The following is a 26,004-nucleotide window of genomic DNA, read 5'->3' on the forward strand; positions in this document are numbered from 1 at the left end:
GGGCGTTCTCTACCTTAGTCGGCGAGGCGTGGAGAACGTGCGTTCTCCACCTGGAGGAGGCTGACATGACCGACGATCGACCGCCCTACCCGCCGTTCACCCGGGAGACCGCCCTGCGGAAGGTCCAGGCCGCCGAGGACGCCTGGAACACCCGCGATCCGCTGCGCGTGGCGTCGGCGTACACACCCGACTCGGTCTGGCGCAACCGCGACGTCTTCGTCCGAGGGAGGGAGGAGATCGTCGCGTTCCTGACGCGCAAGTGGGAGCGCGAGCTCGACTACGCGCTGCGTAAGAGCCTGTGGGCCTTCGACGGCGACCGGATCGCGGTGCGCTTCCAGTACGAGTGGCGCGACGCGGAAGGCCAATGGTGGCGCAGCTACGGCAACGAGCTCTGGGAGTTCGACGGACGTGGGCTGATGCGGCGGCGCGAGGCGAGCATCAACGACGTCGCCATCGCGGAGGCCGACCGGCGCATCCGCGGCCCCCGGGCCGCGGAGGAGCACGGGGCTGACATCCCCCTTGCCTAGGCCTGCGCGGCCGCCCGCTTCCACCCGACGGTCACAGGCCCTGCACCGGATCCCTCCCGTTCCTCGACCCGGTCTCGGCCAGTGCGTCCGACTTCTGCTGAACGATGCGGAGCCGAGAAATCGGTTCGAGGCAGATCAAGACCAGGACCAACAACGCAGGCGCCGTGACCGCGCCGGATGGGGACCGCCATGAGTGACTACGGGCAACTGCCGCCGGAGCGGCACGGATACGACCGCGACCTGCGCCAGACCACCCCGCGGCACGTGCCTGCCGAGCCGGCCCACTTGACGGACCCACCCGCTCCGGCCCCGGCTCCGGTGGTCAGGCCGCGCGGCGACGGCACCGGGCAGCTGCGTGCCGCCCTGGTCATCCACACGATCGCCGACATCGCGGCCGCCTTCCTCGGCCTGTGGATCGTGCTGTACCTGTTCGACGCCAACCAGGGCAACGTGTTCGTCGACTTCGTGAAGGACGCCGCCGACGGCCTCGCCTGGTGGTCGCAGGACATCTTCAGCATGGACGCCGAGGTCTTCCGGACCTTCCTCAACTTCGCGCTGCCGGCCGGGGTGTACCTGCTCGTCGGGCACGGGGCGGCGGCCTGGCTCCGGCGGTTCTGAACCGGTCTCCGTCTCCGGCAGGGCCTCCTCGGCGCGATGTTCACGATCGATCCGTCGTCCGGTGACTTCGCCCTCGCCTACGTCGACGACCGAACAGGCGCCGTCGTCCAGCGTGGCGAAGGGCAAGGCGCTGATCAACCAACCCACCGAGGCAGCCGCCAGCTACGCCCACGACTGTGCGGGCGAAGGCTGCTTCCCCGCCGCCCCGCCCCGGAGAACCAGGGCGGGGCGGCGGGTGCCGTCGGGCCGGAGCCCCGCGACGTCAGCTGACCGGGCGGTAGCCGAGGACGAACGCGGAGCGCCGTTCGGTGTCAGCAGGTGATAGGGCGGCCGGAACCGCCTAGGGCGTACATGCCAACTTTCGATCCCCGGTCGGCCGCCCCGCCGTGCTCAGGGCTCGACTTCTGCCGGCGTGCTCGCACCGGGCAGGGGGCGGCCTGGCGGAGGGCCGCCCGCGCGGTTGTGGGACGGCTCGGGCGGGCGGGGCGGCTCCGTCGTCAGCCGGTCAGCTGCCACAGCACCCGGTAGTAGGTGATCCGCTCCGGGTCCGCCTCGACGCCGTAGGCGTCGAGCAGGGCTTCCTCCCACCCGGGGCCGTAGTTCCAGTGGGTGCTCCACGTGGCGACGGCCAGGTCGGCCCAGCGGTCCGCCACACCCAGGGCGCCGAGGTCGACGTGGCCGGCGGGTTCGCCGTCGTCGCCGACCAGGGTGTTGGGGGCGCAGGCATCGCCGTGGCAGACGACCAGGCGGTCGGCCGGGGGCGGGTCCTCCAGCAGGCGCATCGCGCGCTCCACGGTGCCCAGCCGGCGCAGTTCCGGCGGCCATGCGGCAGGGTCCACGGCACCCGACGCGGCCCGGGACCGCGCCTTGGTCAGTCGCCGTTCCACCGACCAGTCGAACGGGCAGTCCGCGACCGGGAGGGCGTCGTGCAGGACACGCAGCCCGGCGCCGACGGCGCGGACCGCGGTCGCCGGGTCCGCCTTCCACCGCTCGTCCACGGCGGAGACGCCCGGCAGGCCCCGGGTGAGGAGCCAGGTTCCCGTCGCGTCGCCGCCCTCCGCCAGCACGGGCGGCACTGCGGTGTACGAGGCGGCCCAGCGCAGCCGGACGGCCTCGGCCGGGAGGTCCGACCCGCAACCGGCGGGCGCCCACTTGGCGAAGTGCGGAGGGGCGTCGGGGTCCGCACCGGCATCGTCGCCGATGCGGAAGGTGAGGCCGCCGACCAGGTTGCGCCACACCGCCCGGACCGGCCGTCCGGCGGCCAGCGCGGCGACGGCGGGCGGGAGTTCGACGGGTTCCCCGGGAGGCGCGGCGATCACGCCCCCATCCTGACCGCGGACGGCTCGGAGTGGAAGGCCACCCGGACGGGGCGTTGCGATTTTCGCAACGCGGGGCTAACGTCACTGTATGGACGAGTCTGTGCACCACCGGGTACGCAAGGTCATGGACGCGGCCTCCCTCAGTCAGGCGGCGTTCGCGGAGCGGGTCGGGCTGACCGCGGACAAGCTGTCCAAGTCCCTCAACGGCGTCCGCCGCTTCAGCTCACTGGACCTCGCCCGCGTCGCGGAGTTCGGCGACACGACGGTCGACTGGCTGCTCAGCGGCCGCGAACCGCTCCGGCCGAGCTTCGCCGCGAGGACGGCGGGGGCGGCGAGGGCGGGGAGGAACAGCCCACCCGCACCCCCGGACGGGCGGACCGGCGGGGCACCGGGAGCCGGCAGCCCCTCCGACGCCTCGCTCGAGTCCTTGCTGCGGCGCTTCACCGGCGCGTACGAGGTGCTCGAAGCCCTCGGGCGCGCCCGGCCCCTTCCCGAACTGCCCGCTCCGCCAGAGGGCGTGGAACGGTTCGTCGACCAGGGCGAGGCGCTGGCCCGGGAAGCCCTGGCCCTGCTGGAGTCCCACGGGGTGGCCTCGGTGGCGGAGCTGGACACCCCCCAGCTGGTCGACGTCGTCGACCAGGTCTTCGGGATCGACGTCGCCCAGGTCGGCCTGCCCGCGGGGGTGGACGGCGTCGCCTGGCACACCGACGCGTTCCGCCTCGTCCTCCTCGCCCGCACCGACCGGTGGACGCGCCAGCGCTTCACCCTCGCCCACGAGCTGGGCCACGTGCTGGCCCGGGACGCCCAACAGCCGCTGGCCGAGCGGCACCTGGCGCCGGGACACCAGAAGAGCTACGACGAGGTCCGCGCCAACGTCTTCGCGGCCGGGTTCCTGATGCCGGAGCGGGAGGTGGGGCTCGCGGTGGAGAAGGCGGGGCACCTGCCCGGGGCCGCCGGCACGGCCGACCTCGCCGCTTCCGCCGATCCCGCCGATCTCCCCGAGGCGACCCAGGCCGCGCTGGTCGTACGGTTCCAGGTCTCGCCCAGCGCGCTGGCCGCCCGCCTCCACCAACTCGGCGTGATCTCCGGCGAGGCGAGGAAGGCACTGCGCGGCATGACGACCGAGCAGTGCCACCTGCTCGTCGGCGAGGCCGGCCGGCTGCAGGACCGCACGGCCTCCGCCGTCGCCGAGCGCGTCCCGTCCGGCCCGGCCCGCGGCCTCTACGACGCGTACGAGGCGGCCGAGACCACGCTGCGGCCGCTCGCCGCCTACCTGGACCGCGAGGCCGACGTCCTGCGCGAGCAGCTGGCCCCCGAGGCGTCGGCCGCGGCCCTGCCCGCCGAGGAGAAGGGCGACCTCGTCTTCCAGCCATGAGCAGACCTTGGTGGTTCCCCGACAACACTGTCCTGTGCAGCTTCGCGGCGGTGGACCGTCTCGCGTTACTGGAGAAGGTCCTGGACGACCGGGGCCGCTGGACCCAGGCGGTCGCCCACGAGGCGCGGCGGTCGGCCGTCCACCTCCCGGCCCTCGGCCCACTGACCGACGGGGCGGGCTGGCTGGGCGAGCCGATCGAGGTCGACGGCGAGGTCGAACAGGCCCTCGTCGAGCGGCTGCGGCGCGTCGTCTTCGGCGGCCTCGCCCACCGGCCGCTGCAGCACCTCGGCGAGGCCGAGACGCTGGCCGTCATCGAGACCCGGCGGGAGTTCCGCACCGCCGTGTGGATCACCGACGACGCCGACGCGGGCCGCTACGCCCACCGTCGCGGCATCCGGGTGCTCGACACGGTCGGCGTGATGCGCGAGGCCATCGCCCGCGGCCTCGTCCCCGCCGCCGACGGCCACCGCCTCCTCGTCGCCATGCGCGAACGCGGCCGCCACCTGCGCGGCATCCCCCTCCGCCCGGAGGACCTGCTCGGCTGAGAGCCCTTCGCCGACGGTCCGGGGCGCGCGGCAGGCGTCCCCACCTCGACACCCTTACTGGCCGCCCGCGCCCCCCGGTGGCCGCCGCCCGTACCCCCGCCGCGCTGGGGTTCCGCGCCGTCCGCCGCGACCGACTCGCCCCGCCGATCAGGACCGCACCAGGCCCACGTCCGCTCCCTGATCACCTCATTGCATAAAAATGCGCGCCACCGTATAGTCGTGCCATCGATAGGGAGGACCCATGACGGTACGAGCGGCGGTTGCCGGAGCGAGTGGATACGCGGGCGGAGAGCTGCTGCGGCTGCTGATCGCGCACCCCGAGGTGGAGATCGGCGCGCTGACCGGGAACTCCAACGCGGGGCAGCGGCTCGGCGCGCTGCAGCCGCACCTGCTGCCGCTGGCGGACCGGGTGCTGGAGGCGACCACCCCCGAGGTGCTCGCCGGGCAGGGCCGACGGCACGATGTGGTTTTCCTCGCGCTGCCGCACGGCCAGTCCGCCCCCGTCGCCGAGCAGCTCGGGCCCGACGTGCTGGTGATCGACGTGGGCGCCGACTTCCGGCTGAAGGACGCCGCCGACTGGGAGAAGTTCTACGGCAGCGCCCACGCCGGCACCTGGCCCTACGGCCTGCCCGAACTGCCGGGCGCCCGCGCCGCGCTGGAGGGGTCCAAGCGTGTCGCGGTGCCCGGTTGCTACCCGACCGCCGTGTCGCTGGCCATGTTCCCCGCCTACGCCGCCGACCTGGCCGAGCCGGAGGCCGTGATCGTCGCCGCCTCCGGCACCTCCGGGGCCGGCAAGGCCGCCAAGCCGCACCTGCTGGGCAGCGAGGTCATGGGCTCCATGTCGCCCTACGGCGTCGGCGGGGGCCACCGGCACACGCCGGAGATGATCCAGAACCTCAGCGCCGCCGCCGGGGAGCGGGTGAGCGTGTCGTTCACGCCGATGCTCGCGCCCATGCCGCGGGGCATCCTCGCCACCTGCAGCGCCAAGGCCAAGCCGGGCGTCACCGCCGGGACCGTGCGCGACGCCTACGCGAAGGCGTACGCGGACGAGCCGTTCGTCCACCTGCTCCCCGAGGGGCAGTGGCCGGCCACCGGCTCGGTCGTCGGCTCCAACGCGGTCCAGGTGCAGGTCGCCTACGACGAGGCCACCGGCCGGGTGATCGCCGTCGCCGCCGTCGACAACCTCACCAAGGGCACCGCGGGCGGCGCCGTGCAGAGCATGAACATCGCACTGGGTCTGGACGAGACCACCGGACTTTCCACGATCGGAGTCGCACCGTGAGCGTCACGGCAGCCAAGGGATTCACGGCGGCGGGCATCGCCGCCGGCATCAAGGAGAACGGCAACCCCGACCTCGCCCTGGTCGTCAACAGCGGCCCCCGCCTGGCCGCCGCGGGCGTCTTCACCTCCAACCGCGTCAAGGCCGCGCCGGTGCTGTGGTCCGAGCAGGTCCTCAAGGGCGGCGAGGTGTCCGCTGTGGTCCTCAACTCCGGTGGCGCCAACGCCTGCACGGGGCCGAAGGGCTTCCAGGACACGCACGCCACCGCAGAGAAGGCCGCCGAGGTCCTCGGTCTGAACGCCGCCCAGGTCGCGGTCGCCTCGACCGGACTGATCGGCGTGCTGCTCCCGATGGACAAGCTGCTGCCCGGCATCCCCGCGGCCGCCTCGCAGCTCTCCGAGCACGGCGGCGAGAAGGCCGCCATCGCCATCAAGACCACCGACACCGTGCACAAGACCTCGGTGGCCGGCGGCGACGGCTGGACGGTCGGCGGCATGGCCAAGGGCGCGGGCATGCTCGCCCCGGGCCTGGCCACCATGCTCGTGGTGATCACCACCGACGCCGACCTGGACTCCACCGTCCTGGACAAGGCGCTGCGCGACGCCACCCGCGTCACCTTCGACCGCGTCGACTCCGACGGCTGCATGTCCACCAACGACACCGTGCTGCTGCTCGCCTCCGGCGCCTCCGGGATCACCCCCGGCGAGCAGGAGTTCGCGGCCGCCGTCCGCGCCGTCTGCGACGACCTCGGCCAGCAGCTGATCCGCGACGCCGAGGGCGCCAGCAAGGACATCAAGGTGGAGGTCGTCAACGCCGCCACCGAGGCCGACGCCGTAGAGGTCGGGCGCTCGATCGCCCGCAACAACCTCCTCAAGTGCGCCATCCACGGCGAGGACCCCAACTGGGGCCGCGTGCTCTCCGCCATCGGCACCACGGGCGCCGCCTTCGAGCCCGACCGGCTCAACGTCGCCATCAACGGCGTCTGGGTGTGCAAGAGCGGCGGCGTCGGCGAGGACCGCGAGCTGGTCGACATGCGCTACCGCGAGGTGCACATCGTCGCCGACCTCGCGGCCGGCGACGAGACCGCCACCATCTGGACCAACGACCTCACCGCCGACTACGTCCACGAGAACAGCGCGTACTCCTCATGACGACAGCCGAGAACAAGAGCGACAAGAGCAGCAAGAACAGCAGCGGACCCACCCGCCGGCACACCGCCCTGCCCAAGGCGCAGATCCTCATCGAGGCGCTGCCCTGGCTGACCCGCCACCGCGGGAAGACCGTCGTCATCAAGTTCGGCGGCAACGCCATGGTCGACGAGCAGCTCAAGGCCGCCTTCGCCCAGGATGTCGTCTTCCTCCACCACGCCGGCCTCAAGCCGGTCGTGGTGCACGGCGGCGGCCCGCAGATCAGTGCCGCGCTCGACCGGCACGGCATCGTCAGCGAATTCAAGGCCGGGCTGCGGGTCACCACCGAGGAGGCCATGGACGTGGTCCGGATGGTGCTCGCCGGGCAGGTCCAGCGCGAACTGGTCGGCCTGCTCAACCAGCACGGCCCGCTCGCCGTCGGCCTCACCGGCGAGGACGCCCACACCCTGACCGCGACCAAGCACCTGGCCGAGATCGACGGCGAGCTCGTCGACATCGGCCGGGTCGGAGAGATCACCGCGATCGACACCGGCGCCGTCGAGGCGCTGCTGGCGGACGGCCGGATCCCGGTCGTCTCCTCGATCGCCCGTTCCCAGGACGACGGACATGTCTACAACGTCAATGCTGATACGGCGGCTGCGGCACTCGCTGCGGCGCTCGACGCGGAAACCCTCATGGTCCTCACCGATGTCGAGGGCCTCTACGAGGACTGGCCGAACAGCGACGAGGTGATCAGCCGCCTCACCGCGAGCGAGCTCGAGAAACTCCTGCCGGAGCTTTCCGCCGGCATGGTGCCGAAGATGGAGGGCTGCCTGCACGCCGTGCGCAACGGCGTCGGCAACGCCCGTGTCATCGACGGCCGGGTCCAGCACTCGATCCTGCTGGAGATCTTCACCGACGAGGGCATCGGCACGATGGTCGTGCCGGACGAGCCCGTCGTCGCCGACGAGGAGGGGCAGTCGTGAGCGACACCGAACTGAAGGAGCGCTGGAGCGGCGCCCTGATGAACAACTACGGCACCCCCCGGCTGGCGCTGGCCCGCGGCGAGGGCGCCAAGGTCTGGGACGCCGACGGCAAGGAGTACCTCGACTTCGTCGGAGGCATCGCCGTCAACGCCCTCGGCCACGCCCACCCGGCGATCGTCGAGGCGGTGTCCCGGCAGATCGCCTCGCTGGGCCACATCTCCAACTTCTTCGCCGCCGAACCCACCGTGGCGCTCGCCGAGCGGCTGATCGAGCTGTTCGGGCGGAGCGGCCGGGTGTTCTTCTGCAACTCCGGCACCGAGGCCAACGAGGCCGCCTTCAAGCTCGGCCGGCTCACCGGCCGCGGCCACGTGGTGGCCACTCAGGGCGGCTTCCACGGCCGCACCATGGGCGCGCTGGCCCTCACCGGCCAGCCCGGCAAGCGGGAGCCCTTCCTCCCGCTGCCCGGCGACGTCACCCACGTCCCCTACGGCGACGCGCAGGCCCTGGCCGCCGCCGTCACCGAGGACACCGCCATGGTGATCATCGAGCCGGTGCAGGGCGAGAACGGCGTGGTCGTGCCCCCGGCCGGCTACCTCAAGGCCGCCCGGGCCATCACCGCCGCGAGCGGCGCGCTGCTGGTCCTCGACGAGGTGCAGACCGGCATCGGCCGCACCGGCCACTGGTTCGCCTACCAGGCCCACGAGGGTGTGCTGCCCGACGTGGTGACCCTGGCCAAGGGCATCGGCGGCGGTCTCCCGCTCGGCGCCGTCGTCGCCTTCGGGCGGGCGGCCGAGCTGTTCCAGCCGGGTCACCACGGCACCACGTTCGGCGGCAACCCGGTCGCCTGCGCGGCCGGCCTCGCCGTCCTGGACACCATCGCCGCCGACGGACTGCTCGACAACGTCAAGCGGCAGAGCGAGCGTCTCGTCACCGGAGTCGAGGCGCTGGGAGCCGAGTCGATCTCCCACGTCAGGGGCGAGGGACTGCTGCTGGGTATCGTGCTCACCGGGCCGCTCGCACCCCGCGTGCAACAGGCGGCCCAGGAGGCCGGGTTCCTGGTGAACGCGCCCGCCCCCGACGTCGTCCGGCTGATGCCCCCGCTGACCCTGACCGACGCGGAGACGGACGCCTTCCTCCAGGCGCTCCCCGGCATCCTCGCCACGGCCGCCGACACGGTCACGGCGACGGCCGACGCCACGACCCGCTAGGCGGAAGAACCGCCGAGGACGGACGAACCGGATCCGGAGACGAAACACACGATGAGTCAGGCGCAGGACCACGAGCAGCACGGCGGGCCCGCCGTGCCGCAGACCCGCACCGCCCGGCACCGCCGGATCGTCGACATCCTCAACCGGCAGCCGGTGCGGTCGCAGAGCCAGCTGGCCAAGCTGCTCGCCGACGACGGGCTGAGCGTCACCCAGGCGACGCTCTCCCGGGACCTCGACGAGCTGAACGCGGTGAAGATCCGCAACACCGACGGCGAGCTGATCTACGCGGTGCCCAGCGAGGGCGGCTTCCGCACCCCGCGCGCGCCGCTGGGGGAGTCCGCCAAGGAGGAGCGGATGCGGCGGCTCTCCGGGGAGCTGCTGATCTCCGCGGAGGCCTCCGCCAACCTCGTGGTCCTGCGCACCCCGCCCGGGGCCGCGCAGTTCCTCGCCTCCGCCATCGACCAGGCGGAGCTGCAGGACATCCTGGGCACCATCGCCGGTGACGACACCCTGCTGCTGATCAGCCGGGACCCGTCCGGCGGCCAGGCCCTCGCCGACCACCTGCTGTCGCTGGCGCAGAACAGCCGGCGGACCACCCCCTGACCGGCCGTCGGGCGCGCCCGACGGCCGGTCAGTAACGCGTGATCGCCGTCGGCCCGTCCGCCGTGCCGATCGCGATGTGCGGGGCGCGGGCCGGGTCGGCCCAGCGCAGGACGCGGCGCATCGCTTCGGCCGGCACGGAGACGCAGCCGGCCGTCGCGCCACGGCCGTTCACGTGCAGGAAGATGCCCGCGCCGCGTTCGCGCACCGGCCTGCGGTAGTTGAAGCCGATCACCAGCGCGTGCGCGTACTGCGCGCGGTAGGCGACCAGGTGCTCGGCCTCGCCGGGCCGGCAGTCCGCGGCCAGCGGCTCGCTCCACCGGTTGTAGGCGTGGCTGTCGTTGTCCTGGCACCACCAGGAGTCCGGCCCCACCCGCCGGTACCGGACGCGGACGTCCGCGGGCGCCGGCTCGATGCCGAAGGCGAACGGCAGGTCGTACAGGCCGGTGGGCGTGGTGGAGGTGCCCTGGCGGCGGGTCGCCCCGTCGGCCAGCCCGTTCGCCCCGAACCGGGCGGACGCCGACCCCGCCCGTGCCCAGCCGGCCGGGGTGCGGTCCCACCAGGTGACGGTGCCGGTCGTGCTGCCGGTGGCCGCCGCCTCCGCGGTGATCAGCTGGGAGCCGCCGCCGGTGTCCGCCATCCGTGCGGGCAGCGGCGGTGGGGGAGCGTCCGGTGCGCTCCAGGCGGCGAGCAGGGGCAGGCACAGGGCGATGGCGACACCGTGGCGCAGGCGCATGCGCCCATCGTCAGGGAGCCACCGGAGGCAGCGGGAGCGGCACGCCGGGCAGGCCGTCGATGCTCGTCGCGATGTGGTCCTTCTTGGCGAAGTACGCGCTCAGCGACTCGTCGTCCTCGCGGGCGAACCGCTTCGCGTGCAGTTCGCGGTCGGAGTCGTACTCCATGTACGGCACCGCGAACCCGCAGGCGTCGCGGATCAGTCGGGCGGTGACGACCACGATCGCCCGCAGACCGTGGTTCCCGGACTCGATGTCCGGGAAGTGCGCGAACAGTTCCGGGAAGCGCGGGTCGTCGCGGAAGACGGCCTCGCCGGTGCCGTGCACCCGCAGCACCGTCGGCGGACCCTGCCAGGCACACCACATCAGGGTGATCCGCCCGTTCTCCCGCAGGTGCGCCACGGTCTCGGCGTTCGAGCCGGCGAAGTCCAGGTACGCGACGGTGCGGTCGTCCAGGACCGCCAGGGAACCCTTGAGGCCCTTGGGGGAGAGGTTCACCGTGCCGTCGGCGGCGAGGGGAGCGGTGGCGGTGAAGAAGACGGGCTGAGCCTCGATGAACGCGCGGAGCCGGTCGTCGATCCGGTCGTATGACTTACCCATGCGGTCATCTTCCTGCGAACTCGCGTGCGGCGTGCGCCAATTCCGAGGAGTGGATTCAGCCGCACTCGTGGACCGGGCAGAGCTCGACGTCGTCCGACACGTCCTCCAGGGCGACGATCGCCGCGCGCAGCCGGGCCTGGCGGTCCTCGGGGAGGTCGTCCGGGAAGCGGACCTGAAGAGTCCAGCCCGAGTCGTTGCCCAGCATGAACACGTCGGTGGCCCCGAGGCGTTCCAGATGGCCGGTCGGGAGTCCCGCCCGGCCCGGCCCCGGGGCGACGGTGAGCTTCGCCCGGAAGGTGTGCGGCGAGGCGAGCCGAGGGCCGATCTCCAGCCGCCACGCACCCCACAGGAACGCGATCACGGAGGCCGTCAGGACCAGGGCTCCGAGGCCGGTCAGTACGCGCCCACCGATCCTGCCCCGGCGCGGGCCGGCCGCGGACGCCGCCGCGAGCAGGAGAGCCGCCGGGAAGAACGGGAAGAGGGCGAAGAAGACGCCGAGCACCGACATCACGGTCAGGTAGCCGCTCAGGATCGCGCAGCGGCGCGTGAACGACCGTTGGGTCAGGCCGCGCCGGAGCGTGATGCCCAGGGGAGCGGCCACCGTCACACACACGAAGAGGAGGCCCGCAGCCACATAGGTCGCGCACACCGTCCCCAACACCACGCAGGCGAACGCACCTGCCAGCAGGACACGCTGGCGCCGGTGAACGCCCGGGTCCGTTCCCTGGTCCTGTACAACCGTCATGCCCCACCCCCGACATTTTTTGAACATGTTCAACATAGATCACAATGTGGCCGCGGCGGATCCCCGTGGGTGAATTGACGATTCATGCGGAGCACTGCATAATCATGCATAGCGGCGACGGCGCACCACTCGGTCGCACCCCATCGGCCTTCGGCAACGAGGAGCACAGCAAGTGAGCAGCAACAGCGGTGACGTCCGCCTCTGGGGCGGCCGGTTCGCGGACGGCCCCGCCGAGGCGCTGGCGAAGCTGTCGGCGTCGGTCCACTTCGACTGGCGGCTGGCGCCCTACGACATCGCGGGCTCCCGCGCCCACGCCCGGGTGCTGCACCAGGCCGGTCTGCTCACCGCCGACGAGCTCGAGCGCATGATCGCCGGCCTCGACCAGCTGGAGCAGGACGTCGCCTCCGGCTCCTTCGTGGGCACCATTGCCGACGAGGACGTCCACACCGCCCTCGAGCGCGGGCTGCTGGAGCGGCTCGGCCCGGACCTCGGCGGCAAGCTGCGCGCCGGCCGGTCCCGCAACGACCAGGTCGCCACGCTGTTCCGGATGTACCTGCGCGACCACGCGCGGATCGTCGGCGGGCTGATCGCCGACCTCCAGGACGCCCTGATCGGCCTCGCCGAGGCGCACCCGGACGTCGCCATGCCCGGCCGCACCCACCTCCAGCACGCCCAGCCGGTGCTCTTCGCCCACCACGTCCTGGCCCACGTCCAGGCGTTCACCCGGGACGCCGAGCGGCTGCGGCAGTGGGACGAGCGCACCGCCGTCTCCCCCTACGGCTCGGGGGCGCTGGCCGGATCCTCGCTCGGCCTCGACCCGGAGGCGGTCGCCAAGGACCTCGGCTTCGAGCACGGCTCGGCCGCCAACTCCATCGACGGCACCGCCTCGCGCGACTTCGTCGCGGAGTTCGCGTTCATCACCGCGATGATCGGCGTCAACCTCTCCCGGATCGCCGAGGAGATCATCATCTGGAACACGAAGGAGTTCTCCTTCGTCACCCTGCACGACGCCTTCTCCACCGGCTCCTCGATCATGCCGCAGAAGAAGAACCCGGACATCGCCGAGCTGGCGCGCGGCAAGTCCGGCCGTCTCATCGGCAACCTCACCGGACTGATGGCCACCCTCAAGGCCCTCCCGCTCGCGTACAACCGCGACCTGCAGGAGGACAAGGAGCCGGTCTTCGACTCCATCGACCAGCTCGAGGTCCTGCTCCCCGCCTTCACGGGCATGATGGCCACGCTCACGGTGCACCGCGAGCGCATGGAGGAGCTGGCCCCGGCCGGATTCTCGCTGGCCACCGACATCGCGGAATGGCTGGTCAAGCAGGGCGTGCCGTTCCGGGTGGCGCACGAGGTGGCCGGCGAGTGCGTGAAGGCCGCGGAGGCGGAGGGCAAGGAACTGGACGAGCTGACGGACGAGCAGTTCGCGAAGATCAGCGAGCACCTCACGCCGGAGGTGCGCAGCGTGCTGAACGTTCCCGGCGCCCTGGCCTCGCGCGACGGCCGCGGCGGCACCGCCCCGAGCGCGGTCGCCGTCCAGCTCGCCGAGGTCAAGCAGGACGTCGCCGCCCAGCACGCCTGGTCCACCGCCCGCGCCTGAGCCCCGCTCCGGCCGCACGGCCCTGACGTCCGAATCCGACGCCCGGATCGGCCGCCCGGCTCCGGCACACGGCTTCGGCCCCGTCCCGTTCGCGCGGGGCGGGGCCGAAGCCGTGTTCCCCGGCTCCACCCGTCCGCCGGTCAGGGCGGCTACGACGGCTGGACCTCGTCGAAGAGCGCGAGGGCTCCGGCCGGGTCCGGGCTCACCAGGCGTTCCAGTCCGGCCGCCGTCATCTCCGCCCACCTGCCCGCCCGCGCCCACATCCGTTCCTCGAAGGCGCGGACGGCCTCGTCCGGATCGGAGCCGCCGGCCAGGGCCTCGGCGAGTTCGGCGCCCTCCAGCATCGCGAGGTTCGCGCCCACCCCCAGCGGGGGCATCAGATGGGCGGCGTCGCCCAGGAGCGTCACCCCGGGGACGTGCGGCCAGGTGTGTGCCGCCGGCAGGACGTACAGGGGGCGGTGGAGGAAGGCGGTGGCGGGGGCGAGCAGGTCGAGGACAGGGGAGGCCCAGCCGTCGAACAGGGTCAGCAGGCTCGATCGCACCGCTTCCACGTCGGTCAGATCCAGGTCCGTGTGCCAGTCCAGCGGCGCCCGGAACTGGGCGTACACCTTGACGTGGCCGCCGCTGTTGCGCTGCGCCACCAGGCCCCGGTTCATCCCGTGGACGGCCACGGAACCGTCGCCGACCAGCCGGGCGAGCTCGGGATGGCGGGTGTCGACGTCGTCGACGGAGGATTCCAGGCAGGTGACGCCGGTGTAGTGGGGCGTCGCCGGCGAGACGGCCGCGCGGGTACGGGACCAGGCGCCGTCCGCGCCGACCACGAGGTCGAACGCCTCCTGCCGCCCGTCCGCGAAATGGACCACGGCGCCCTCCGGCGTCCCCGGCTCCACCCGCGTCACCTTCCGTCCCCACCGGACGTCGAGAGGGCCGAGCAGCAGGTCACGGAGCTGACCGCGGTCGATCTCCGGATTGGCCCGCTCGTCCGGACCGGGCCGCCAGTCGCGCAGGACGGTGCCGTCCGGGGCGAGGACGCGCATGGCCTGCCCCTCGGGACGGGACAGCGCCTGGAACTCCGTCAGCAGGCCCGCCTTGTCCAACGCGGTCTGGCCCAGCCCTTCGTGCAGGTCCAGCGTGCCGCCCGGCGGGCGGGCGTCGGGGGTGGGATCGCGCTCGAGGACGGTGACGGGGCAGCCGTGGCGGTGCAGGACACGGGCGAAGGTGAGGCCTCCCGGGCCACTGCCCACGACAGCGATACGATGTCTCATGGCGATACACTGTATTGTCTCGATACGGTGTATCACAGAGGAGCGGTGAACCTCATGAGTGTGTGGGACCGGCCGGAGCCGCCGAACCGCCCCGTGCCGCTCGACCGGGAGCGGATCGTCGCCGCCGCCGTCGCGCTGGCCGACGAGGGCGGGCTGGAGGAGGTGTCGTTGCGCAAGGTCGCGGCGCGGCTCGACGCGGGCCCGATGCGGCTCTACGGCTTCATCTCCACCAAGCAGGAACTGCTCGACCTGATGCTGGACGAGGTGTACGCCGAGATCCTGCCCGAGGAACGGTCCGGTGACTGGCGTGAGGCGCTGAGCGTCCTCGCCCACCGCACCAGGGCCGCCGCCCTCCGGCACGAATGGCCGGCCGACCTGCTGGGCGGCCGGGCGGCTCTCGGCCCGAACGCCCTCGCGGTGGGCGAGGCCTCGCTGGCCGCCCTGGACGGGCGGGCCGGCATCGACACCGCACTGCGCGCGGTGGAGACGGTCAACGCCTACGTCACCGGCGCGATCAGACGCGAGATCGCCCACGTGCGGGCCGAGCGCGCCACCGGCATGTCGAAGCACGACTGGCAGCGCGACTCCGGGCCCCGGCTGACACGGATGCTGGACACGGGCCGTTTTCCCGCGCTGGCCAAGGCCGTGTACGACGGCACGGACGTGGACGCCGAGACGTCCTTCGCGACCGGCCTGGACTGGGTCCTCGACGCGGTGGCCGCCAAGCTCACCCCGCCGCCGCCGCCTTCGCAGCAGGCCTGACGCCCGCCCCGCGCCGGCGGCGGGCGGATCCGCGGCGGCGGGCGGATCGGGGGCGGCCCGCCCCGCGGGTCAGGCCGCCTTGGCCTTGGTGGCGTACATGTCGACGTACTCCTGGCCCGAGAGCCGCATGACCTCGGTCATGACCGAGTCGGTGACCGCCCGCAGCACGTAGCGGTCGCGGTCCATGCCCTCGTAGCGGGAGAACTCCATCGGCTCGCCGAACCGCACCGTGACCCGGCCCGGCCGCGGCATGCCGTTGCCGCCGGGCTGCAGCTTGTCCGTGCCGATCATGGCGAACGGCACCACCGGCGCCCCGGTCATCAGGGTCAGCCGCGCGATGCCGGTGCGGCCCCGGTAGAGACGGCCGTCGGGGGAGCGGGTGCCCTCCGGGTAGATGCCGAAGACCTTGCCCTCCTCCAGCACCCGCCGCCCCGTCATCAGCGCCGCCACACCGCCGTTCGCGCCGTCACGGTCGACCGGGATCATGCCGACGCCGGTGAAGAACCAGGCCATCAGGCGGCCCTTGATCCCCTTGCCGGTGACGTACTCGTCCTTGCCGATGAAGAGGACCTGCCGGTCGGTGACCAGGGGCAGCACGATGGAGTCGATGAAGGTCAGGTGGTTTCCGGCCAGGATCACCGCCCCCGTCCCGGGAATGTTCTTCGCGCCTTCGACGCGTGGGCGGAACATCAGGCGCATGATCGGTCCGAGCACTGCCTTGATGAGCGCGAAGCGGGACAACGAGCCCTCCCATGTCAAGGGGTCCGACGGAAACGGACGAGTCCGTGCAGGTGAGGACGATACTCGCGCGGATGCCCATGGCGCACATCCGGTTGACGGACCCGTTGCACACTGTTGACCTCACGTCACCTGCCCGGCCCGCCACGACATCGGTACGTCACACGGGTGGAACGCGGCACGAGTCCGAGCGGACACCCGCTGTTTTCCGCCCCGTCGTTCCGGGGACCTTCAACCGTCATGGACGCGCACCTACGATCCGGCCGACCTGTTGTCGTGATCTCACGAGGGAGCACCGATGGCGAGAAGCGAAGGAACCGCAGGACCCGCAGGACCGGCGCAGTCCGCGGGCCCGGCGGCCTCCGGGGAAGGCGTCCGGGGCGCCGGACGGCGGGCCGTACTGGGAGCCGCGCTGCTGGGCGCCTCCGCGGCCGCGCTGGGGACGGGCGGCGCGGCCGTGGCCGCCGAGGGTGACGCGGCACGAGGCCGGGGTCTCGCCGGGCTTCCCAAGCCCGCGGTGATCGCCCACCGCGGCGCCAGCGGCCACCGCCCCGAGCACACCCTCGGCGCGTACCAGCTCGCCCTGGACATGGGCGCGGACATCATCGAGGCCGGAGACCTGGTGATCACCAAGGACGGCCACCTGGTCTGCCGTCATGAGCCCGAGATCGGCGGCACCACCGACGTCGCCGCCCACCCCGAGTTCGCCGGCCGACGCACCACCAAGTCGCTGGACGGCGTCCCCACCACCGGCTGGTTCGCCGAGGACTTCACGCTGGCCGAGCTGAAGACCCTGCGCGCCAAGGAGCGGGTGCCGGCCAACCGCCCGCACAACACCCTCTACGACGGCGTCTGGGAGATCCCCACCTTCGAGGAGGTACTGCGCTGGCAGGACGAGCAGGCCCGCAGGCGCGGCAGGCCGGTCTTCGTCTACCCGGAGCTCAAGCACCCCAGCTACTTCCGCGAGCGGGGCCTGCCGCTGGAGGAACGTCTCGCCAAGGTGCTGCGCCGGCACGGCAAGCACCGCCGCACCTCGCCCGTGCTCCTGCAGTCCTTCGAGCCGACCAGCATCCGCAGGATGCGCGAACTGGTCGACAACCCGCTCGCCGTGCTGCTCTCCTCGGCGGGCACGCGCCCCTGGGACCTCCAGCAGCAGGGCGACCCGCGCACGGTCTCCGACCTGATCACCCCGCAGGGCCTCGCCTGGATCGCCTCCTTCGCGGACGGCATCGGGCCCACCCTCGACCTGATCGTCCCGCGCGACGTGGCCGGGAACCTGACCTCGCCGACCAGCCTGGTCGCCGACGCGCACAAGGCGGGACTGATCCTCCACCCGTACACCATGCGCAACGAGAACCCGTTCCTGCCGGCGAACTTCCGCCGCGGCGCCGAGCCCGATGCCTACGGCGACGCGTTCGCGGCGTTCAGCGCCTACTTCGACACCGGCATCGACGGCGTCTTCACCGACCAGCCCGACACCGGTCTGCTGGCCCGGGAGCTCTGGCGCGCGGCACGCTGACCCGCCCGGCCGGCCCCCGTCGGGCTCCGGCCCACGGAGCTGGAGGCCCCTGTGTGCGACCGGCGTCAACCGGGCGCACGCGGGGGCCTTCGTCAGGGTGACATCGGCCCGCGAGCGGCAACCACCGGCCCCGGACCGCCGTCCTGTGAGCGTATGAAGCCGCACGACATGGTGGACAGGCTGCGCCCCCTGCTGGCCGCCGAGGCGGCGGCCGAGGCCGTCGCCGCCGGAGCCGAGGCAGGGGACCTGGAACAGGCCGTGTGGCTCCGGCTCCTGGAGCGCCTCCAGCGGGCCGACCCGCCGGGCGACCCGGCCCGCTGGCTGCGCCGGGCGGTGCGCGCCGAGGTCCGCGTCGCGCGCCGCGCCGCCCGCCGGGAACGCGCCCTGCGCCGCGACCCGGCCGACGAGACCTGGCCCGGTCCCGAACAGCTGGCCCTGGCCTCGGCCCGCCGCCGCGCCCTCCAGGAAGCCGTCCGGCGGCTGCCCGGCCGCTGCCCCCGGCTGCTCACCGCGCTCTTCTCGCCGCACGACCTCACCTACCGGGAGATCGCCCGGGAGTTGGGTATCTCACAGGGCAGTCTCGGCCCGGAACGCTCCCGATGTCTGGGATGTCTGCGGCGGCTGCTCGGTCCGGAGGTTGCGCCGCGTCCGGGGCGGGGATAGGTGTGAAGGACCACTGGTGAGCAAGTGAGCGGGAGGCATGCACACATGGGCATGAGCGTGACCATCTCCAGGGCGACCGAGCAGGACGCCGAGCAGATCTTCCGGCTCAGGTATCTGTGCTTCCAGAGCGAGGCCGTGATCTACGGCGACCACCGCCCGGGCCCGCTGACGGAGTCCCTCGCCGACGTCCGCGCGGAGATCGCCTCCGGCATCGTCTGCGTGGCCCGCCTGGGCGAGGAGGTGATCGGCGCCGTCTACGGCCGGGTGACCGCCGACGGCGCGGGCGAGATCGACGGGCTGTGCGTCCACCCCCGCCTGCAGGGGCACGGCATCGGCGCCCGGCTGCTGCGCGCCGCCGAGGCCGCGGTGACCGAGAGCTCCCAGGTGGCGGCCTTCCGGCTGAGCGCCGGCAACCGCACCGAGCCCGGGTTGCGGCTGTATCGCCGCCTCGGATACCGGGCCACCGGCCGCGCCGAGGGGCCCGACGGCGTCCCGCGGATCGTCCTCGAGCGGACGGCGGCGGCCGGCCAGGACCCGGACGCCGGGACGGCGGTCTACGCGGCGACGGCCTGACGGCGGGCCACGCGGGGCCGGTCCGGCGGCGGTCTACGCGGCGACGGCCCGACGGTTCGCGGCGGAGCCCCGGACCAGCCAGTACAGGGCGGTCACCGGCAGGAGCACCGGGATGAAGAGGTAGCCCATCCCGAAGTCCGACCAGACCGTCGCGTCCGGGAAGGCCCCGGGGTCGGCCAGCGTCCAGGCGCCGACCACCAGGACGCCGAGCAGCTCGGCGGCGCAGCACACCACCGCCGCCCGCCGGGCCCGCTCACCTCCGCGCACCAGCGTGTAGGTGATGAAGCCGTAGACCACACCGGCCAGCGCCGACAGCGAGTACGCCAGCGGCGCCCGGTCGAACTCGGTGGAGATCTGGTAGGCCGAGCGGGAGACCGCGCCGACCACCATCACGCCGTACAGCCACACCAGGAGGATGCCCGGCCCGGAGATCAGTCTCCGACGGGGCGAGGTCGTCTGCTCCGGCGTCATCTCAGGCTCCCCAGATGTCGTAGAGCCGCACCTGCAGCACGGCCAGGACGAAACCGCCCGCGGCGACCGTGAGCGAACCCCAGCGGGTGCGCTCGGCCAGCGACATGAACCCCGCCGCCGGCACGCAGGCGAAGGCGCCGAGCAGGTAGGACACGAAGATCACCGTGCCCTGCTCCGGCTTCTCGCCGCGGGCCAGCTGCACCACACCGACCACCAGCTGCACCGTGGCCAGCAGCGCGACCACGGCCATGCCGATGAAGTGCCAGTCCTTGGTCGGCTGGTCGCGCCAGGCGGCCCAGCCGCACCAGGCGGCGAGGAGGAGTGCGGCCACGGCGGTCGCCACGGTCAGGGCTACGAGCATGCGGAGACTGTATTACGGGGGGAATGTCCTCCCGCCGCCCGGGGCCCGCTGCCGGCGACCCGCCCCCGGAACCTCGGGGGACGCCTTGGCTAGGGTCGCGGTATGACGATCCTCCACGCCGACGCCCTCCTGTTCGACAACGACGGTACCCTGCTGTCCTCCCAGGAATCCGGCATCCGGTCCTGGACCGCCTGGGCCCACGAGCACGGCGTCACCCGCGAGCAGTTCGCCGCGATCGAGCTCCACGGCCGCCCCTCCGCCGAGATAGTCGCCGACCTGCTGCCCCCCGAGAGAGTGCCCGCCGCCGTCGCCCGCATCGAGGATCTCGAGGTCGAGGACGTCCCGCACGGGGGAGTGGGCACGCTGCCCGGCACCCGGGAGTTCCTGCAGGGCCTGCCCGCCGGCCGCTGGGCCGTCGTCACCTCCGCCTCGCGTCGGCTCGCCGAGGCCCGGCTCGCCTGGGTGGGCCTCGCGCCCACGACCCTGATCACCGCGGACGACATCACCCGCGGCAAGCCCGACCCGGAGCCCTACCTGCTGGCCGCCAAGGCGCTCGGCGTCGACCCGTCCCGCTGCGTCGTCTTCGAGGACGCCCCTGCCGGTCTGCGTTCCGGCCGCGCGGCCGGTATGCGCACGGTGGCGTTGACCACAACGTGCCCGGCGCACGAGCTGGAGGCGGACCTCGTCGTCCCCGACCTCTCCGCCCTGTCGGCGCAGGTCACGCCGGACGGCATCGCGGTCTCCCGCCTCGCCTGAACCGGGTCGAACCGGACGCCGAGCAAGCCGCTGACCGGACGGGGTGTCCGCATGCCGGACACTCCGCCCCTCTTGCCTGTGATCGTCTGATTTACTTACGCCCATGACCACGACGAGCCGCACCACCCCTGCGACCGAGGCGAACCCGACGCCCGGTGCTCGTCGCATGTGTCGAATGCGCGCCTGTTAGAGGGCCCCTGCAAGACGTTTGGCCTCGCGCCCCGAAGCGAGCCCCGCGGCCTCACCGTGCCGCCCGCGCACCACGGATCCCCGTACTCCCTCCGCCGCACCGCCGTGGCCGGAGCCGGAGCGACGCGCCGTGCCGCGGTCCGACCGAATGCACCCGTGACCGGGGCGCCACCCGCCCCCGGCACTCGACAGTGACGGAAACCCCTGTGATCACCACCTCGGGTCTGACCAAGATCTACCGCTCCGGCGGCCGTGAGGTCACCGCCATCGACGGCGTCGACCTCCACATCCGCGAGGGCGAGGTCTTCGGCGTCATCGGCCAGTCCGGCGCCGGCAAGTCCTCCCTCATCCGCTGCGTCAACCTCCTGGAGCGTCCCACCTCCGGCACGGTCACCGTCGCCGGGCAGGACCTCACCGCCCTCGCGGGGCGCGGCCCGCGCGCCTCCAAGGCGCTGCGCCAGGCCCGCAGCCGCATCGGCATGGTCTTCCAGCACTTCAACCTGCTCTCCTCGCGCACCGTGCAGGAGAACGTCGAGCTGCCCCTGGAGATCCTCGGCCGCTCCGGCCGCGACCGCTCCGCCAAGGCCCTCGAACTGCTCGACCTGGTCGGCCTCGCCGACAAGGCCAAGGCCTACCCGGCCCAGCTCTCCGGCGGCCAGAAGCAGCGCGTCGGCATCGCCCGCGCCCTGGCCGGCGACCCCAAGGTCCTCCTGTCCGACGAGGCGACCAGCGCCCTCGACCCGGAGACCACCCGCTCGATCCTCCAGCTGCTGCGCGACCTCAACCAGCAGCTCGGCCTGACCGTGCTGCTGATCACCCACGAGATGGACGTCGTCAAGACGGTCTGCGACTCCGCCGCCCTGATGGAGCGCGGCCGCGTCGTCGAGTCCGGCACCGTCGGCGAGCTGCTCGCCACCCCCGGCTCCCAGCTCGCGGCCGCGCTCTTCCCGGTCGGCGGCGGCGCCTCCGGCCCGGGCAGCACCGTCCTGGACATCACCTTCCACGGCGAGTCCACCGGCCGCCCGGTCATCTCCCAGCTCGCCCGTACCTACAACGTGGACGTCTCCATCCTGGGAGCGGCGGTCGACACCGTCGGCGGCGCGCAGATCGGCCGGATGCGCATCGAACTGCCCGGCCGCTACGACGACAACGTCGTCCCGGTCGGCTTCCTGCGCGAGCAGGGCCTCCAGGTGGAGCTCGTCGACCTCGACGCGAAGGCCGACGTCCACGCGCAGGCCGACGTCAACGCGAAGGAAGTGGCCAAGTGACCTGGTCCGAAATGCAGCCGCTGCTCAGCCAGGCCAGCTGGGACACCCTGTACATGGTCGGCTGGTCCACCCTCATCGCGATCGTCGGCGGTCTGCCGCTGGGCGTCCTGCTGGTCCTCACCGACCGCGGAGGCCTGCTCCAGAACGTCGTCGCCAACAAGGTGATCGGCCAGGTCGTCAACATCGCCCGCTCGCTGCCGTTCATCATCCTGATGGTCGCGCTGATGAGCTTCACCCGCCTGATCACCGGCACCACCATCGGCCGCGACGCCGCCATCGTGCCGCTGGCCATCGGCGCCATCCCGTTCTTCGCCCGTCTCGTCGAGACCGCCGTCCGCGAGGTCGACCACGGGCTGGTCGAGGCCGTGCAGGCGATGGGCGGCAACACCTGGACGGTCGTCCGCAAGGTCCTCGTCCCCGAGGCGCTGCCCTCGCTGATCTCCTCCGCCACCACCACCGTCGTCGCCCTCCTCGGCTACTCCGCGATGGCCGGCACGGTCGGCGCCGGCGGACTCGGCGACATCGCCATCCGCTACGGCTACCAGCGGTTCGAGACCGGGCTGATGTGGATCACCGTGGCGGTCCTCGCCGTGGTCATCGCCCTCATCCAGTTCGCCGGCGACGCCGGGGCCCGCGCCCTGCACCGCCGCGGCGGACGAGGCGGCCCCGCGCCCCGGCTGCGCCTGCTGAAGGCCAAGGAGCCCGAGACAGCCGACGGCGCCGCCGCCTCCGACGCCGCCGGGGTCCGCAAGGCCGCCTAGGCCTCCCGCCGCCCGTCCCGGGCCGCCCCAGGCGGCCCACCCCCAGACCTCCCCGCACCACCCGACGCGGGGGAGCACCACCAGGCACGCCCCGCGTGCCGCAACGGAAAGGCACTTTTCGTGCGTAACACCGCCAAGCTTCTCAACGGCAAGGTCGCCACCGCCCTCCTGACCGCCGGAGCCCTCTCCCTCGGCCTGACCGCCTGCGGCGGCTCCGACGACAAGGCCGCCGCCACCGACGGCCCCCTCGTCGTCGCCGCGACCCCCGTGCCGCACGCCGAGGTCCTCACCTACGTCAAGGACAACCTGGCGAAGAAGGCCGGCCTCGACCTGCAGGTCAAGGAGTTCACCGACTACGTGACTCCCAACACCGCCACCGAGGACGGCTCCGTCGGCGCCAACTACTTCCAGACCAAGCCGTACCTCGACGACTTCAACAAGAAGAACGGCACCCACCTCGTGCCCGTCGTCGCGGTCCACCTCGAGCCCCTCGGCCTCTACTCGAACAAGTTCGAGAAGGCCGACGAGCTGAAGAGCGGCGCCACCGTCGCGGTCCCGAACGACACGGCCAACGAGGCCCGCGCCCTCAAGCTCCTCGCCGACAAGGGCCTGATCGAGCTGAAGAAGGGTTCGGAGAGCGAGGCCACCCCGGCCGACATCACCAAGAACCCCAAGAAGCTCCAGTTCAAGGAGCTCGAGGCGGCCCAGACCCCGCGCGCCCTCGACGACGTCGACGCCGCCGTGGTCAACGGCAACTACGCCATCGAGGCCGGCCTCAAGCCCGCCCAGGACGCCCTGGTGCTCGAGTCCGCCGAGAACAGCCCCTTCGGCAACCTCCTCGTCGTCAAGGAGGGCTCCGAGAACGACCCGCGCGTCAAGAAGCTCGTCAAGCTGCTCACCTCCCCCGAGGTGAAGAAGTTCATCGAGGACAAGTACGCCGGCTCCGTCATCGCCTCCTTCTGAGGCGACGCCACGTCCTGACCGACGCACCGTCAGGGAAGCGGGGTCCACACCGGCCGCCGGAGTGGACCCCGCCGTCCTGATCGGTGATTTCATGCTGCATGCTGAAGAGTTCAGCAGGTCCGAAACGGTTCCCCGACACCCGGAGCGGCGCATGAACGGCACCTTCCCCGACATCTCCATCAGCACGGAGCGGTTGGTCCTGCGTCCGCTCGAGGAGGCGGACGTCCCCGCCTACACCGAGATGCTGAACGACGAGCAGGTCGTCGCCTGGACCTCCGTCCCGCATCCCTACACCGAGGACCACGCCCGCCGGTGGATCGCCGAGGGCGCCCCCGCCGAGCGCACCGAGGGCCGCGGCATCGTCCTGGCCGTCACCGAGTTCCTCACCCAGCGCCTGGTCGGCACGCTGCGCCTGCACCACACCGACTGGCGGATCCGCTCCGCCGAGGTCGCCTACGTGATCGCCCCCTGGGCCCGCGGCGAGGGCTACGCCACCGAGGCCACCGTGGCCGCCGCCCAGTGGCTCTTCCGCGACCAGAAGTTCGAGCGCATGGAACTGCGCACCGCCGCCGACAACGCCGCCTCCCAGCAGGTCGCGCAGAAGATCGGCTGCGTCAGCGAGGGCGTGCTGCGCGGCGCCTTCATAGCCCGGGCCAAGGACGACACCGGCGTGTGGAGCGACGTGCGCACCGACCTCATCGTCTGGAGCCTGCTCCCGGAGGACTTCGAGGGCGTCGGAGAGTACGCGGACTGGGACTGACCCTTGCTCCGCCGTCCGCGGGGTAACCTCACAGCGCGCCCCCGACCGGACCCGCCCGACCGCCCGCGGACAGCACCGCACCCCACCCCCCTGGAGACTGACGACGATGGCCGACCGCGTCACGGTGATCGGCTGGGACGGCTCGCCTCTGACCGCCGCGGGACTCTCCGCGCTCGGCGCCGCCACCCTGGTGGCCGGAGCCCCCCACCACCTGGCACTGCCCGAGGTGCCGCCCACCGCCGAACGCGTCACCCTCGGCAGTCTCCCGCTCGCCGCCCGCCGGATCGCCGGCCACCGCGGCACCGCCGTGGTCCTCGCCGACGGGGATCCCGGTTTCTTCGGCGTCGTGCGCACCCTGCGCGCACCGGAGTTCGGGCTCGAGGTCGAGGTGGTCCCGGCCGTCTCCTCGGTCGCCGCCGCCTTCGCCCGCGCCGGAATGCCCTGGGACGACGCCCTGGTCGTCGTCGCCCAGCCGCGCACCCTGCGCCGGGCCGTCAACGTCTGCCGCGCCCACACCAAGGTCGCCGTCCTCACCGCCCCGGGCGCCGGACCCGCCGAACTCGGACTGCTCCTCGAGGGCGCGCCCCGCACCTTCGTGGTCTGCGAGGAACTCGGCACCGACCGCGAGCAGGTGAGCATCGTCACCTCCGACCGCGCCGCCGACCACAGCTGGCGCGACCCGAACGTGGTGATCGCCATCGGCGCCCCGACCCTCGCCGAGTCCGCCCCCTGGATCGCCGGCCGCGCGCCCACCGGTCCCCGCGGCTGGGTCCTGCCCGCCGACTGCTACGACGGGCCCCTGGGCGAGGCGGAGGCGGAACCCCTGCGGGCCGCCCAACTGTCCCGGCTGGGCCCGCGCCTGGGCGACCTGGTCTGGGACATCGGCTGCGGCAGCGGCGCGTTCTCCGTCGAGGCCGCCCGCGCCGGGGCCGCCGTCATCGCCGTCGACCGCGACCCGGAGGCCTGCGCCCGCACCGAGCGCGCCGCCCGCCGGGCCGGCGTGCAGCTCCAGACCGTCCGGGGCGCCGCCCCGCACGTCCTGGAGGACCTGCCCGAGCCCGACGTGGTGCGGATCGCCGACGGGGGAGCGGAGGTGATCGCCGCCGTCGCCGACCGCCGGCCCGAGCGGATCGTCGCCCACGTCCCCACCCGGGACGTCGCCGAACTCGCGGGCCGCCGCCTGGCCGAGCGCGGTTTCGCGGTCGACTGCTCGCTCCTGCAGTCCGTCACCCTCGACGCCGAGCAGTGGACCGAGAACGGCCGCAGCGTCGGATTCCTCCTCTGCGGCGAGCGGCCTCGCGAGCGGACCCGCTGACCCCCGGCCGGCACGCCGCCGCCCGCCGTCAGTAGCGCCCCGTGATCGAACGGTGTCGGGGCGCGGGGTAGGCTGGCCGATCGTTGTACCACGCCTGGATTTCGGTTCTCGTCGGACCATGTCCGGACAAGACCGCCGGCCGGAAGGACGGGTGCGGTACGACGGCGCCGGAGGCGCACGAGAAGGCGGGTTCCACCACGGACCTTGCCGGATCGGCCTGCGTCGGAGGGCGGGGGACGGCGACAATGCGAGTTGTCGGCTCCTCGTCCGAGTGGGCGGGTCTCTCGTGCCGCTCGGCGGGCCCGCTCGTTCAACAGGACGGGCGGTCCGCGCGCCGCTCCGGACGAGCAGGTCGTCAGAAGCACCAACCGATGGGC

The 26,004-nt window shown here is 72.9% G+C and carries 28 protein-coding genes; 20 read left to right on the plus strand and 8 right to left on the minus strand.

Annotated features, from left to right (window positions below; all coding sequences use genetic code 11):
* Positions 1–65 precede the first annotated feature (65 nt).
* Positions 66–527 carry a nuclear transport factor 2 family protein gene (locus ACFRAV_RS06560; RefSeq protein ID WP_382552193.1) on the plus strand — a complete coding sequence of 154 codons (462 nt, stop codon included), beginning with the start codon at positions 66–68 and terminating at the stop codon, positions 525–527.
* A gap of 189 nt (positions 528–716) precedes the next feature.
* Positions 717–1,145, plus strand: coding sequence for a hypothetical protein (locus ACFRAV_RS06565; protein ID WP_382552195.1), 429 nt, complete (start codon positions 717–719; stop codon positions 1,143–1,145).
* A gap of 497 nt (positions 1,146–1,642) precedes the next feature.
* Here ACFRAV_RS06565 and ACFRAV_RS06570 read toward each other — a convergent pair whose 3' ends face one another.
* Positions 1,643–2,464 carry an aminoglycoside 3'-phosphotransferase gene (locus tag ACFRAV_RS06570; protein ID WP_382552196.1) on the minus strand — a complete coding sequence of 274 codons (822 nt, stop codon included), beginning with the start codon at positions 2,462–2,464 and terminating at the stop codon, positions 1,643–1,645.
* A gap of 88 nt (positions 2,465–2,552) precedes the next feature.
* Here ACFRAV_RS06570 and ACFRAV_RS06575 point away from each other — a divergent pair, with 88 nt between their 5' ends.
* The 7 genes from ACFRAV_RS06575 to ACFRAV_RS06605 all read left to right on the plus strand — a co-directional run bounded on the left by ACFRAV_RS06575 (position 2,553) and on the right by ACFRAV_RS06605 (position 9,587).
* Complete coding sequence (locus tag ACFRAV_RS06575) at positions 2,553–3,839, plus strand: helix-turn-helix domain-containing protein (RefSeq protein WP_382552197.1); 1,287 nt, start codon at positions 2,553–2,555, stop codon at positions 3,837–3,839.
* Entirely contained in the window at positions 3,836–4,384 is a 549-nt protein-coding gene (locus ACFRAV_RS06580; RefSeq protein ID WP_382552198.1) for a hypothetical protein, read from the plus strand. Before ACFRAV_RS06575 ends, ACFRAV_RS06580 begins: the two co-directional genes overlap by 4 nt.
* A gap of 241 nt (positions 4,385–4,625) precedes the next feature.
* Positions 4,626–5,666 (plus strand): N-acetyl-gamma-glutamyl-phosphate reductase, encoded by a 1,041-nt coding sequence (gene argC / locus ACFRAV_RS06585; RefSeq protein ID WP_382552200.1) that lies wholly within the window; start codon positions 4,626–4,628, stop codon positions 5,664–5,666.
* Positions 5,663–6,814, plus strand: a complete 1,152-nt coding sequence (gene argJ / locus ACFRAV_RS06590; protein ID WP_382552202.1) for a bifunctional glutamate N-acetyltransferase/amino-acid acetyltransferase ArgJ — start codon at positions 5,663–5,665, stop codon at positions 6,812–6,814. The genes argC and argJ overlap by 4 nt, the downstream gene beginning before the upstream one ends.
* Positions 6,811–7,776, plus strand: coding sequence for an acetylglutamate kinase (argB, locus tag ACFRAV_RS06595; RefSeq protein WP_382552203.1), 966 nt, complete (start codon positions 6,811–6,813; stop codon positions 7,774–7,776). Before argJ ends, argB begins: the two co-directional genes overlap by 4 nt.
* Positions 7,777–7,814: 38 nt before the next feature.
* A complete protein-coding gene (locus ACFRAV_RS06600) occupies positions 7,815–8,984 on the plus strand; it encodes an acetylornithine transaminase (protein WP_382552328.1) in 1,170 nt (389 codons plus the stop codon).
* A gap of 51 nt (positions 8,985–9,035) precedes the next feature.
* Positions 9,036–9,587, plus strand: coding sequence for an arginine repressor (locus tag ACFRAV_RS06605; RefSeq protein WP_351112351.1), 552 nt, complete (start codon positions 9,036–9,038; stop codon positions 9,585–9,587).
* 28 nt (positions 9,588–9,615) lie between these two features.
* Here ACFRAV_RS06605 and ACFRAV_RS06610 read toward each other — a convergent pair whose 3' ends face one another.
* Genes ACFRAV_RS06610 through ACFRAV_RS06620 form a run of 3 tightly spaced genes read right to left on the minus strand, consistent with a single transcriptional unit; the run spans position 9,616 to position 11,663 of the window.
* A complete protein-coding gene (locus ACFRAV_RS06610; RefSeq protein ID WP_382552204.1) occupies positions 9,616–10,320 on the minus strand; it encodes a L,D-transpeptidase in 705 nt (234 codons plus the stop codon).
* Between the two features lie 10 nt (positions 10,321–10,330).
* A complete protein-coding gene (locus tag ACFRAV_RS06615) occupies positions 10,331–10,918 on the minus strand; it encodes a pyridoxamine 5'-phosphate oxidase family protein (protein ID WP_382552206.1) in 588 nt (195 codons plus the stop codon).
* A gap of 55 nt (positions 10,919–10,973) precedes the next feature.
* Positions 10,974–11,663, minus strand: a complete 690-nt coding sequence (locus tag ACFRAV_RS06620; protein WP_382552208.1) for a hypothetical protein — start codon at positions 11,661–11,663, stop codon at positions 10,974–10,976.
* A 172-nt stretch (positions 11,664–11,835) separates the two neighbouring features.
* Between ACFRAV_RS06620 and argH the strand changes: the two genes are divergently transcribed.
* A complete protein-coding gene (gene argH, locus ACFRAV_RS06625) occupies positions 11,836–13,263 on the plus strand; it encodes an argininosuccinate lyase (protein ID WP_351112344.1) in 1,428 nt (475 codons plus the stop codon).
* A gap of 149 nt (positions 13,264–13,412) precedes the next feature.
* Here argH and ACFRAV_RS06630 read toward each other — a convergent pair whose 3' ends face one another.
* Positions 13,413–14,528 carry an FAD-dependent oxidoreductase gene (locus tag ACFRAV_RS06630; RefSeq protein WP_382552209.1) on the minus strand — a complete coding sequence of 372 codons (1,116 nt, stop codon included), beginning with the start codon at positions 14,526–14,528 and terminating at the stop codon, positions 13,413–13,415.
* 54 nt (positions 14,529–14,582) lie between these two features.
* Here ACFRAV_RS06630 and ACFRAV_RS06635 point away from each other — a divergent pair, with 54 nt between their 5' ends.
* Complete coding sequence (locus tag ACFRAV_RS06635) at positions 14,583–15,290, plus strand: TetR/AcrR family transcriptional regulator (RefSeq protein ID WP_382552211.1); 708 nt, start codon at positions 14,583–14,585, stop codon at positions 15,288–15,290.
* 69 nt (positions 15,291–15,359) lie between these two features.
* Here ACFRAV_RS06635 and ACFRAV_RS06640 read toward each other — a convergent pair whose 3' ends face one another.
* Complete coding sequence (locus ACFRAV_RS06640) at positions 15,360–16,049, minus strand: lysophospholipid acyltransferase family protein (RefSeq protein ID WP_382552212.1); 690 nt, start codon at positions 16,047–16,049, stop codon at positions 15,360–15,362.
* Between the two features lie 277 nt (positions 16,050–16,326).
* Between ACFRAV_RS06640 and ACFRAV_RS06645 the strand changes: the two genes are divergently transcribed.
* The 3 genes from ACFRAV_RS06645 to ACFRAV_RS06655 all read left to right on the plus strand — a co-directional run bounded on the left by ACFRAV_RS06645 (position 16,327) and on the right by ACFRAV_RS06655 (position 18,783).
* Positions 16,327–17,547, plus strand: coding sequence for a glycerophosphodiester phosphodiesterase (locus tag ACFRAV_RS06645; protein WP_382552214.1), 1,221 nt, complete (start codon positions 16,327–16,329; stop codon positions 17,545–17,547).
* Between the two features lie 153 nt (positions 17,548–17,700).
* Positions 17,701–18,210: a sigma-70 family RNA polymerase sigma factor gene (locus ACFRAV_RS06650; protein WP_382552215.1), complete on the plus strand. Its 510-nt coding sequence runs from the start codon at positions 17,701–17,703 to the stop codon at positions 18,208–18,210.
* Positions 18,211–18,255: 45 nt separating this feature from the next.
* On the plus strand, positions 18,256–18,783 hold the full coding sequence (locus tag ACFRAV_RS06655; RefSeq protein ID WP_382552216.1) for a GNAT family N-acetyltransferase: 528 nt from the start codon (positions 18,256–18,258) through the stop codon (positions 18,781–18,783).
* A gap of 33 nt (positions 18,784–18,816) precedes the next feature.
* Here ACFRAV_RS06655 and ACFRAV_RS06660 read toward each other — a convergent pair whose 3' ends face one another.
* Together ACFRAV_RS06660 and ACFRAV_RS06665 are read right to left on the minus strand one after the other, a co-directional pair.
* On the minus strand, positions 18,817–19,254 hold the full coding sequence (locus ACFRAV_RS06660) for a hypothetical protein (RefSeq protein ID WP_382552217.1): 438 nt from the start codon (positions 19,252–19,254) through the stop codon (positions 18,817–18,819).
* A gap of 1 nt (position 19,255) precedes the next feature.
* The gene (locus ACFRAV_RS06665; RefSeq protein WP_351112330.1) at positions 19,256–19,615 is read right to left on the minus strand and encodes a hypothetical protein; all 360 of its coding nucleotides are present in this window, start codon (positions 19,613–19,615) and stop codon (positions 19,256–19,258) included.
* Between the two features lie 102 nt (positions 19,616–19,717).
* Here ACFRAV_RS06665 and ACFRAV_RS06670 point away from each other — a divergent pair, with 102 nt between their 5' ends.
* The 6 genes from ACFRAV_RS06670 to cbiE all read left to right on the plus strand — a co-directional run bounded on the left by ACFRAV_RS06670 (position 19,718) and on the right by cbiE (position 25,627).
* The gene (locus ACFRAV_RS06670) at positions 19,718–20,371 is read left to right on the plus strand and encodes an HAD family hydrolase (protein ID WP_382552218.1); all 654 of its coding nucleotides are present in this window, start codon (positions 19,718–19,720) and stop codon (positions 20,369–20,371) included.
* Between the two features lie 395 nt (positions 20,372–20,766).
* The gene (locus ACFRAV_RS06675) at positions 20,767–21,828 is read left to right on the plus strand and encodes a methionine ABC transporter ATP-binding protein (protein ID WP_382552220.1); all 1,062 of its coding nucleotides are present in this window, start codon (positions 20,767–20,769) and stop codon (positions 21,826–21,828) included.
* A complete protein-coding gene (locus tag ACFRAV_RS06680; protein WP_382552221.1) occupies positions 21,825–22,589 on the plus strand; it encodes a methionine ABC transporter permease in 765 nt (254 codons plus the stop codon). The genes ACFRAV_RS06675 and ACFRAV_RS06680 overlap by 4 nt, the downstream gene beginning before the upstream one ends.
* 120 nt (positions 22,590–22,709) lie before the next feature.
* Complete coding sequence (locus ACFRAV_RS06685; protein ID WP_382552222.1) at positions 22,710–23,552, plus strand: MetQ/NlpA family ABC transporter substrate-binding protein; 843 nt, start codon at positions 22,710–22,712, stop codon at positions 23,550–23,552.
* A gap of 151 nt (positions 23,553–23,703) precedes the next feature.
* Positions 23,704–24,312 (plus strand): GNAT family N-acetyltransferase, encoded by a 609-nt coding sequence (locus ACFRAV_RS06690; protein ID WP_382552224.1) that lies wholly within the window; start codon positions 23,704–23,706, stop codon positions 24,310–24,312.
* A 106-nt stretch (positions 24,313–24,418) separates the two neighbouring features.
* Positions 24,419–25,627 (plus strand): precorrin-6y C5,15-methyltransferase (decarboxylating) subunit CbiE, encoded by a 1,209-nt coding sequence (cbiE, locus tag ACFRAV_RS06695; RefSeq protein ID WP_351112317.1) that lies wholly within the window; start codon positions 24,419–24,421, stop codon positions 25,625–25,627.
* The last annotated feature ends 377 nt before the right edge of the window (positions 25,628–26,004 follow it).

The sequence above is a fragment of the Streptomyces sp. NPDC056600 genome (assembly GCF_042792855.1).
In the GTDB taxonomy this organism is placed as follows: Bacteria; Actinomycetota; Actinomycetes; order Streptomycetales; family Streptomycetaceae; genus Streptomyces.

Bases quoted from the DNA above. Each gene is read 5' to 3' on its own strand.
- ACFRAV_RS06605 (WP_351112351.1), top strand. From the start codon at position 9,036: ATGAGTCAGGCGCAGGACCACGAGCAGCACGGCGGGCCCGCCGTGCCG.
- argB (WP_382552203.1), top strand. From the start codon at position 6,811: ATGACGACAGCCGAGAACAAGAGCGACAAGAGCAGCAAGAACAGCAGC.
- ACFRAV_RS06655 (WP_382552216.1), top strand. From the start codon at position 18,256: ATGGGCATGAGCGTGACCATCTCCAGGGCGACCGAGCAGGACGCCGAG.
- ACFRAV_RS06560 (WP_382552193.1), top strand. From the start codon at position 66: ATGACCGACGATCGACCGCCCTACCCGCCGTTCACCCGGGAGACCGCC.
- ACFRAV_RS06630 (WP_382552209.1), bottom strand. From the start codon at position 14,528: ATGAGACATCGTATCGCTGTCGTGGGCAGTGGCCCGGGAGGCCTCACC.
- ACFRAV_RS06580 (WP_382552198.1), top strand. From the start codon at position 3,836: ATGAGCAGACCTTGGTGGTTCCCCGACAACACTGTCCTGTGCAGCTTC.
- ACFRAV_RS06660 (WP_382552217.1), bottom strand. From the start codon at position 19,254: ATGACGCCGGAGCAGACGACCTCGCCCCGTCGGAGACTGATCTCCGGG.
- ACFRAV_RS06610 (WP_382552204.1), bottom strand. From the start codon at position 10,320: ATGCGCCTGCGCCACGGTGTCGCCATCGCCCTGTGCCTGCCCCTGCTC.
- ACFRAV_RS06690 (WP_382552224.1), top strand. From the start codon at position 23,704: ATGAACGGCACCTTCCCCGACATCTCCATCAGCACGGAGCGGTTGGTC.
- ACFRAV_RS06600 (WP_382552328.1), top strand. From the start codon at position 7,815: ATGAACAACTACGGCACCCCCCGGCTGGCGCTGGCCCGCGGCGAGGGC.
- ACFRAV_RS06565 (WP_382552195.1), top strand. From the start codon at position 717: ATGAGTGACTACGGGCAACTGCCGCCGGAGCGGCACGGATACGACCGC.
- ACFRAV_RS06650 (WP_382552215.1), top strand. From the start codon at position 17,701: ATGAAGCCGCACGACATGGTGGACAGGCTGCGCCCCCTGCTGGCCGCC.
- ACFRAV_RS06575 (WP_382552197.1), top strand. From the start codon at position 2,553: ATGGACGAGTCTGTGCACCACCGGGTACGCAAGGTCATGGACGCGGCC.
- ACFRAV_RS06635 (WP_382552211.1), top strand. From the start codon at position 14,583: ATGAGTGTGTGGGACCGGCCGGAGCCGCCGAACCGCCCCGTGCCGCTC.
- ACFRAV_RS06665 (WP_351112330.1), bottom strand. From the start codon at position 19,615: ATGCTCGTAGCCCTGACCGTGGCGACCGCCGTGGCCGCACTCCTCCTC.
- ACFRAV_RS06620 (WP_382552208.1), bottom strand. From the start codon at position 11,663: ATGACGGTTGTACAGGACCAGGGAACGGACCCGGGCGTTCACCGGCGC.
- argC (WP_382552200.1), top strand. From the start codon at position 4,626: ATGACGGTACGAGCGGCGGTTGCCGGAGCGAGTGGATACGCGGGCGGA.
- cbiE (WP_351112317.1), top strand. From the start codon at position 24,419: ATGGCCGACCGCGTCACGGTGATCGGCTGGGACGGCTCGCCTCTGACC.
- ACFRAV_RS06670 (WP_382552218.1), top strand. From the start codon at position 19,718: ATGACGATCCTCCACGCCGACGCCCTCCTGTTCGACAACGACGGTACC.
- ACFRAV_RS06615 (WP_382552206.1), bottom strand. From the start codon at position 10,918: ATGGGTAAGTCATACGACCGGATCGACGACCGGCTCCGCGCGTTCATC.
- ACFRAV_RS06645 (WP_382552214.1), top strand. From the start codon at position 16,327: ATGGCGAGAAGCGAAGGAACCGCAGGACCCGCAGGACCGGCGCAGTCC.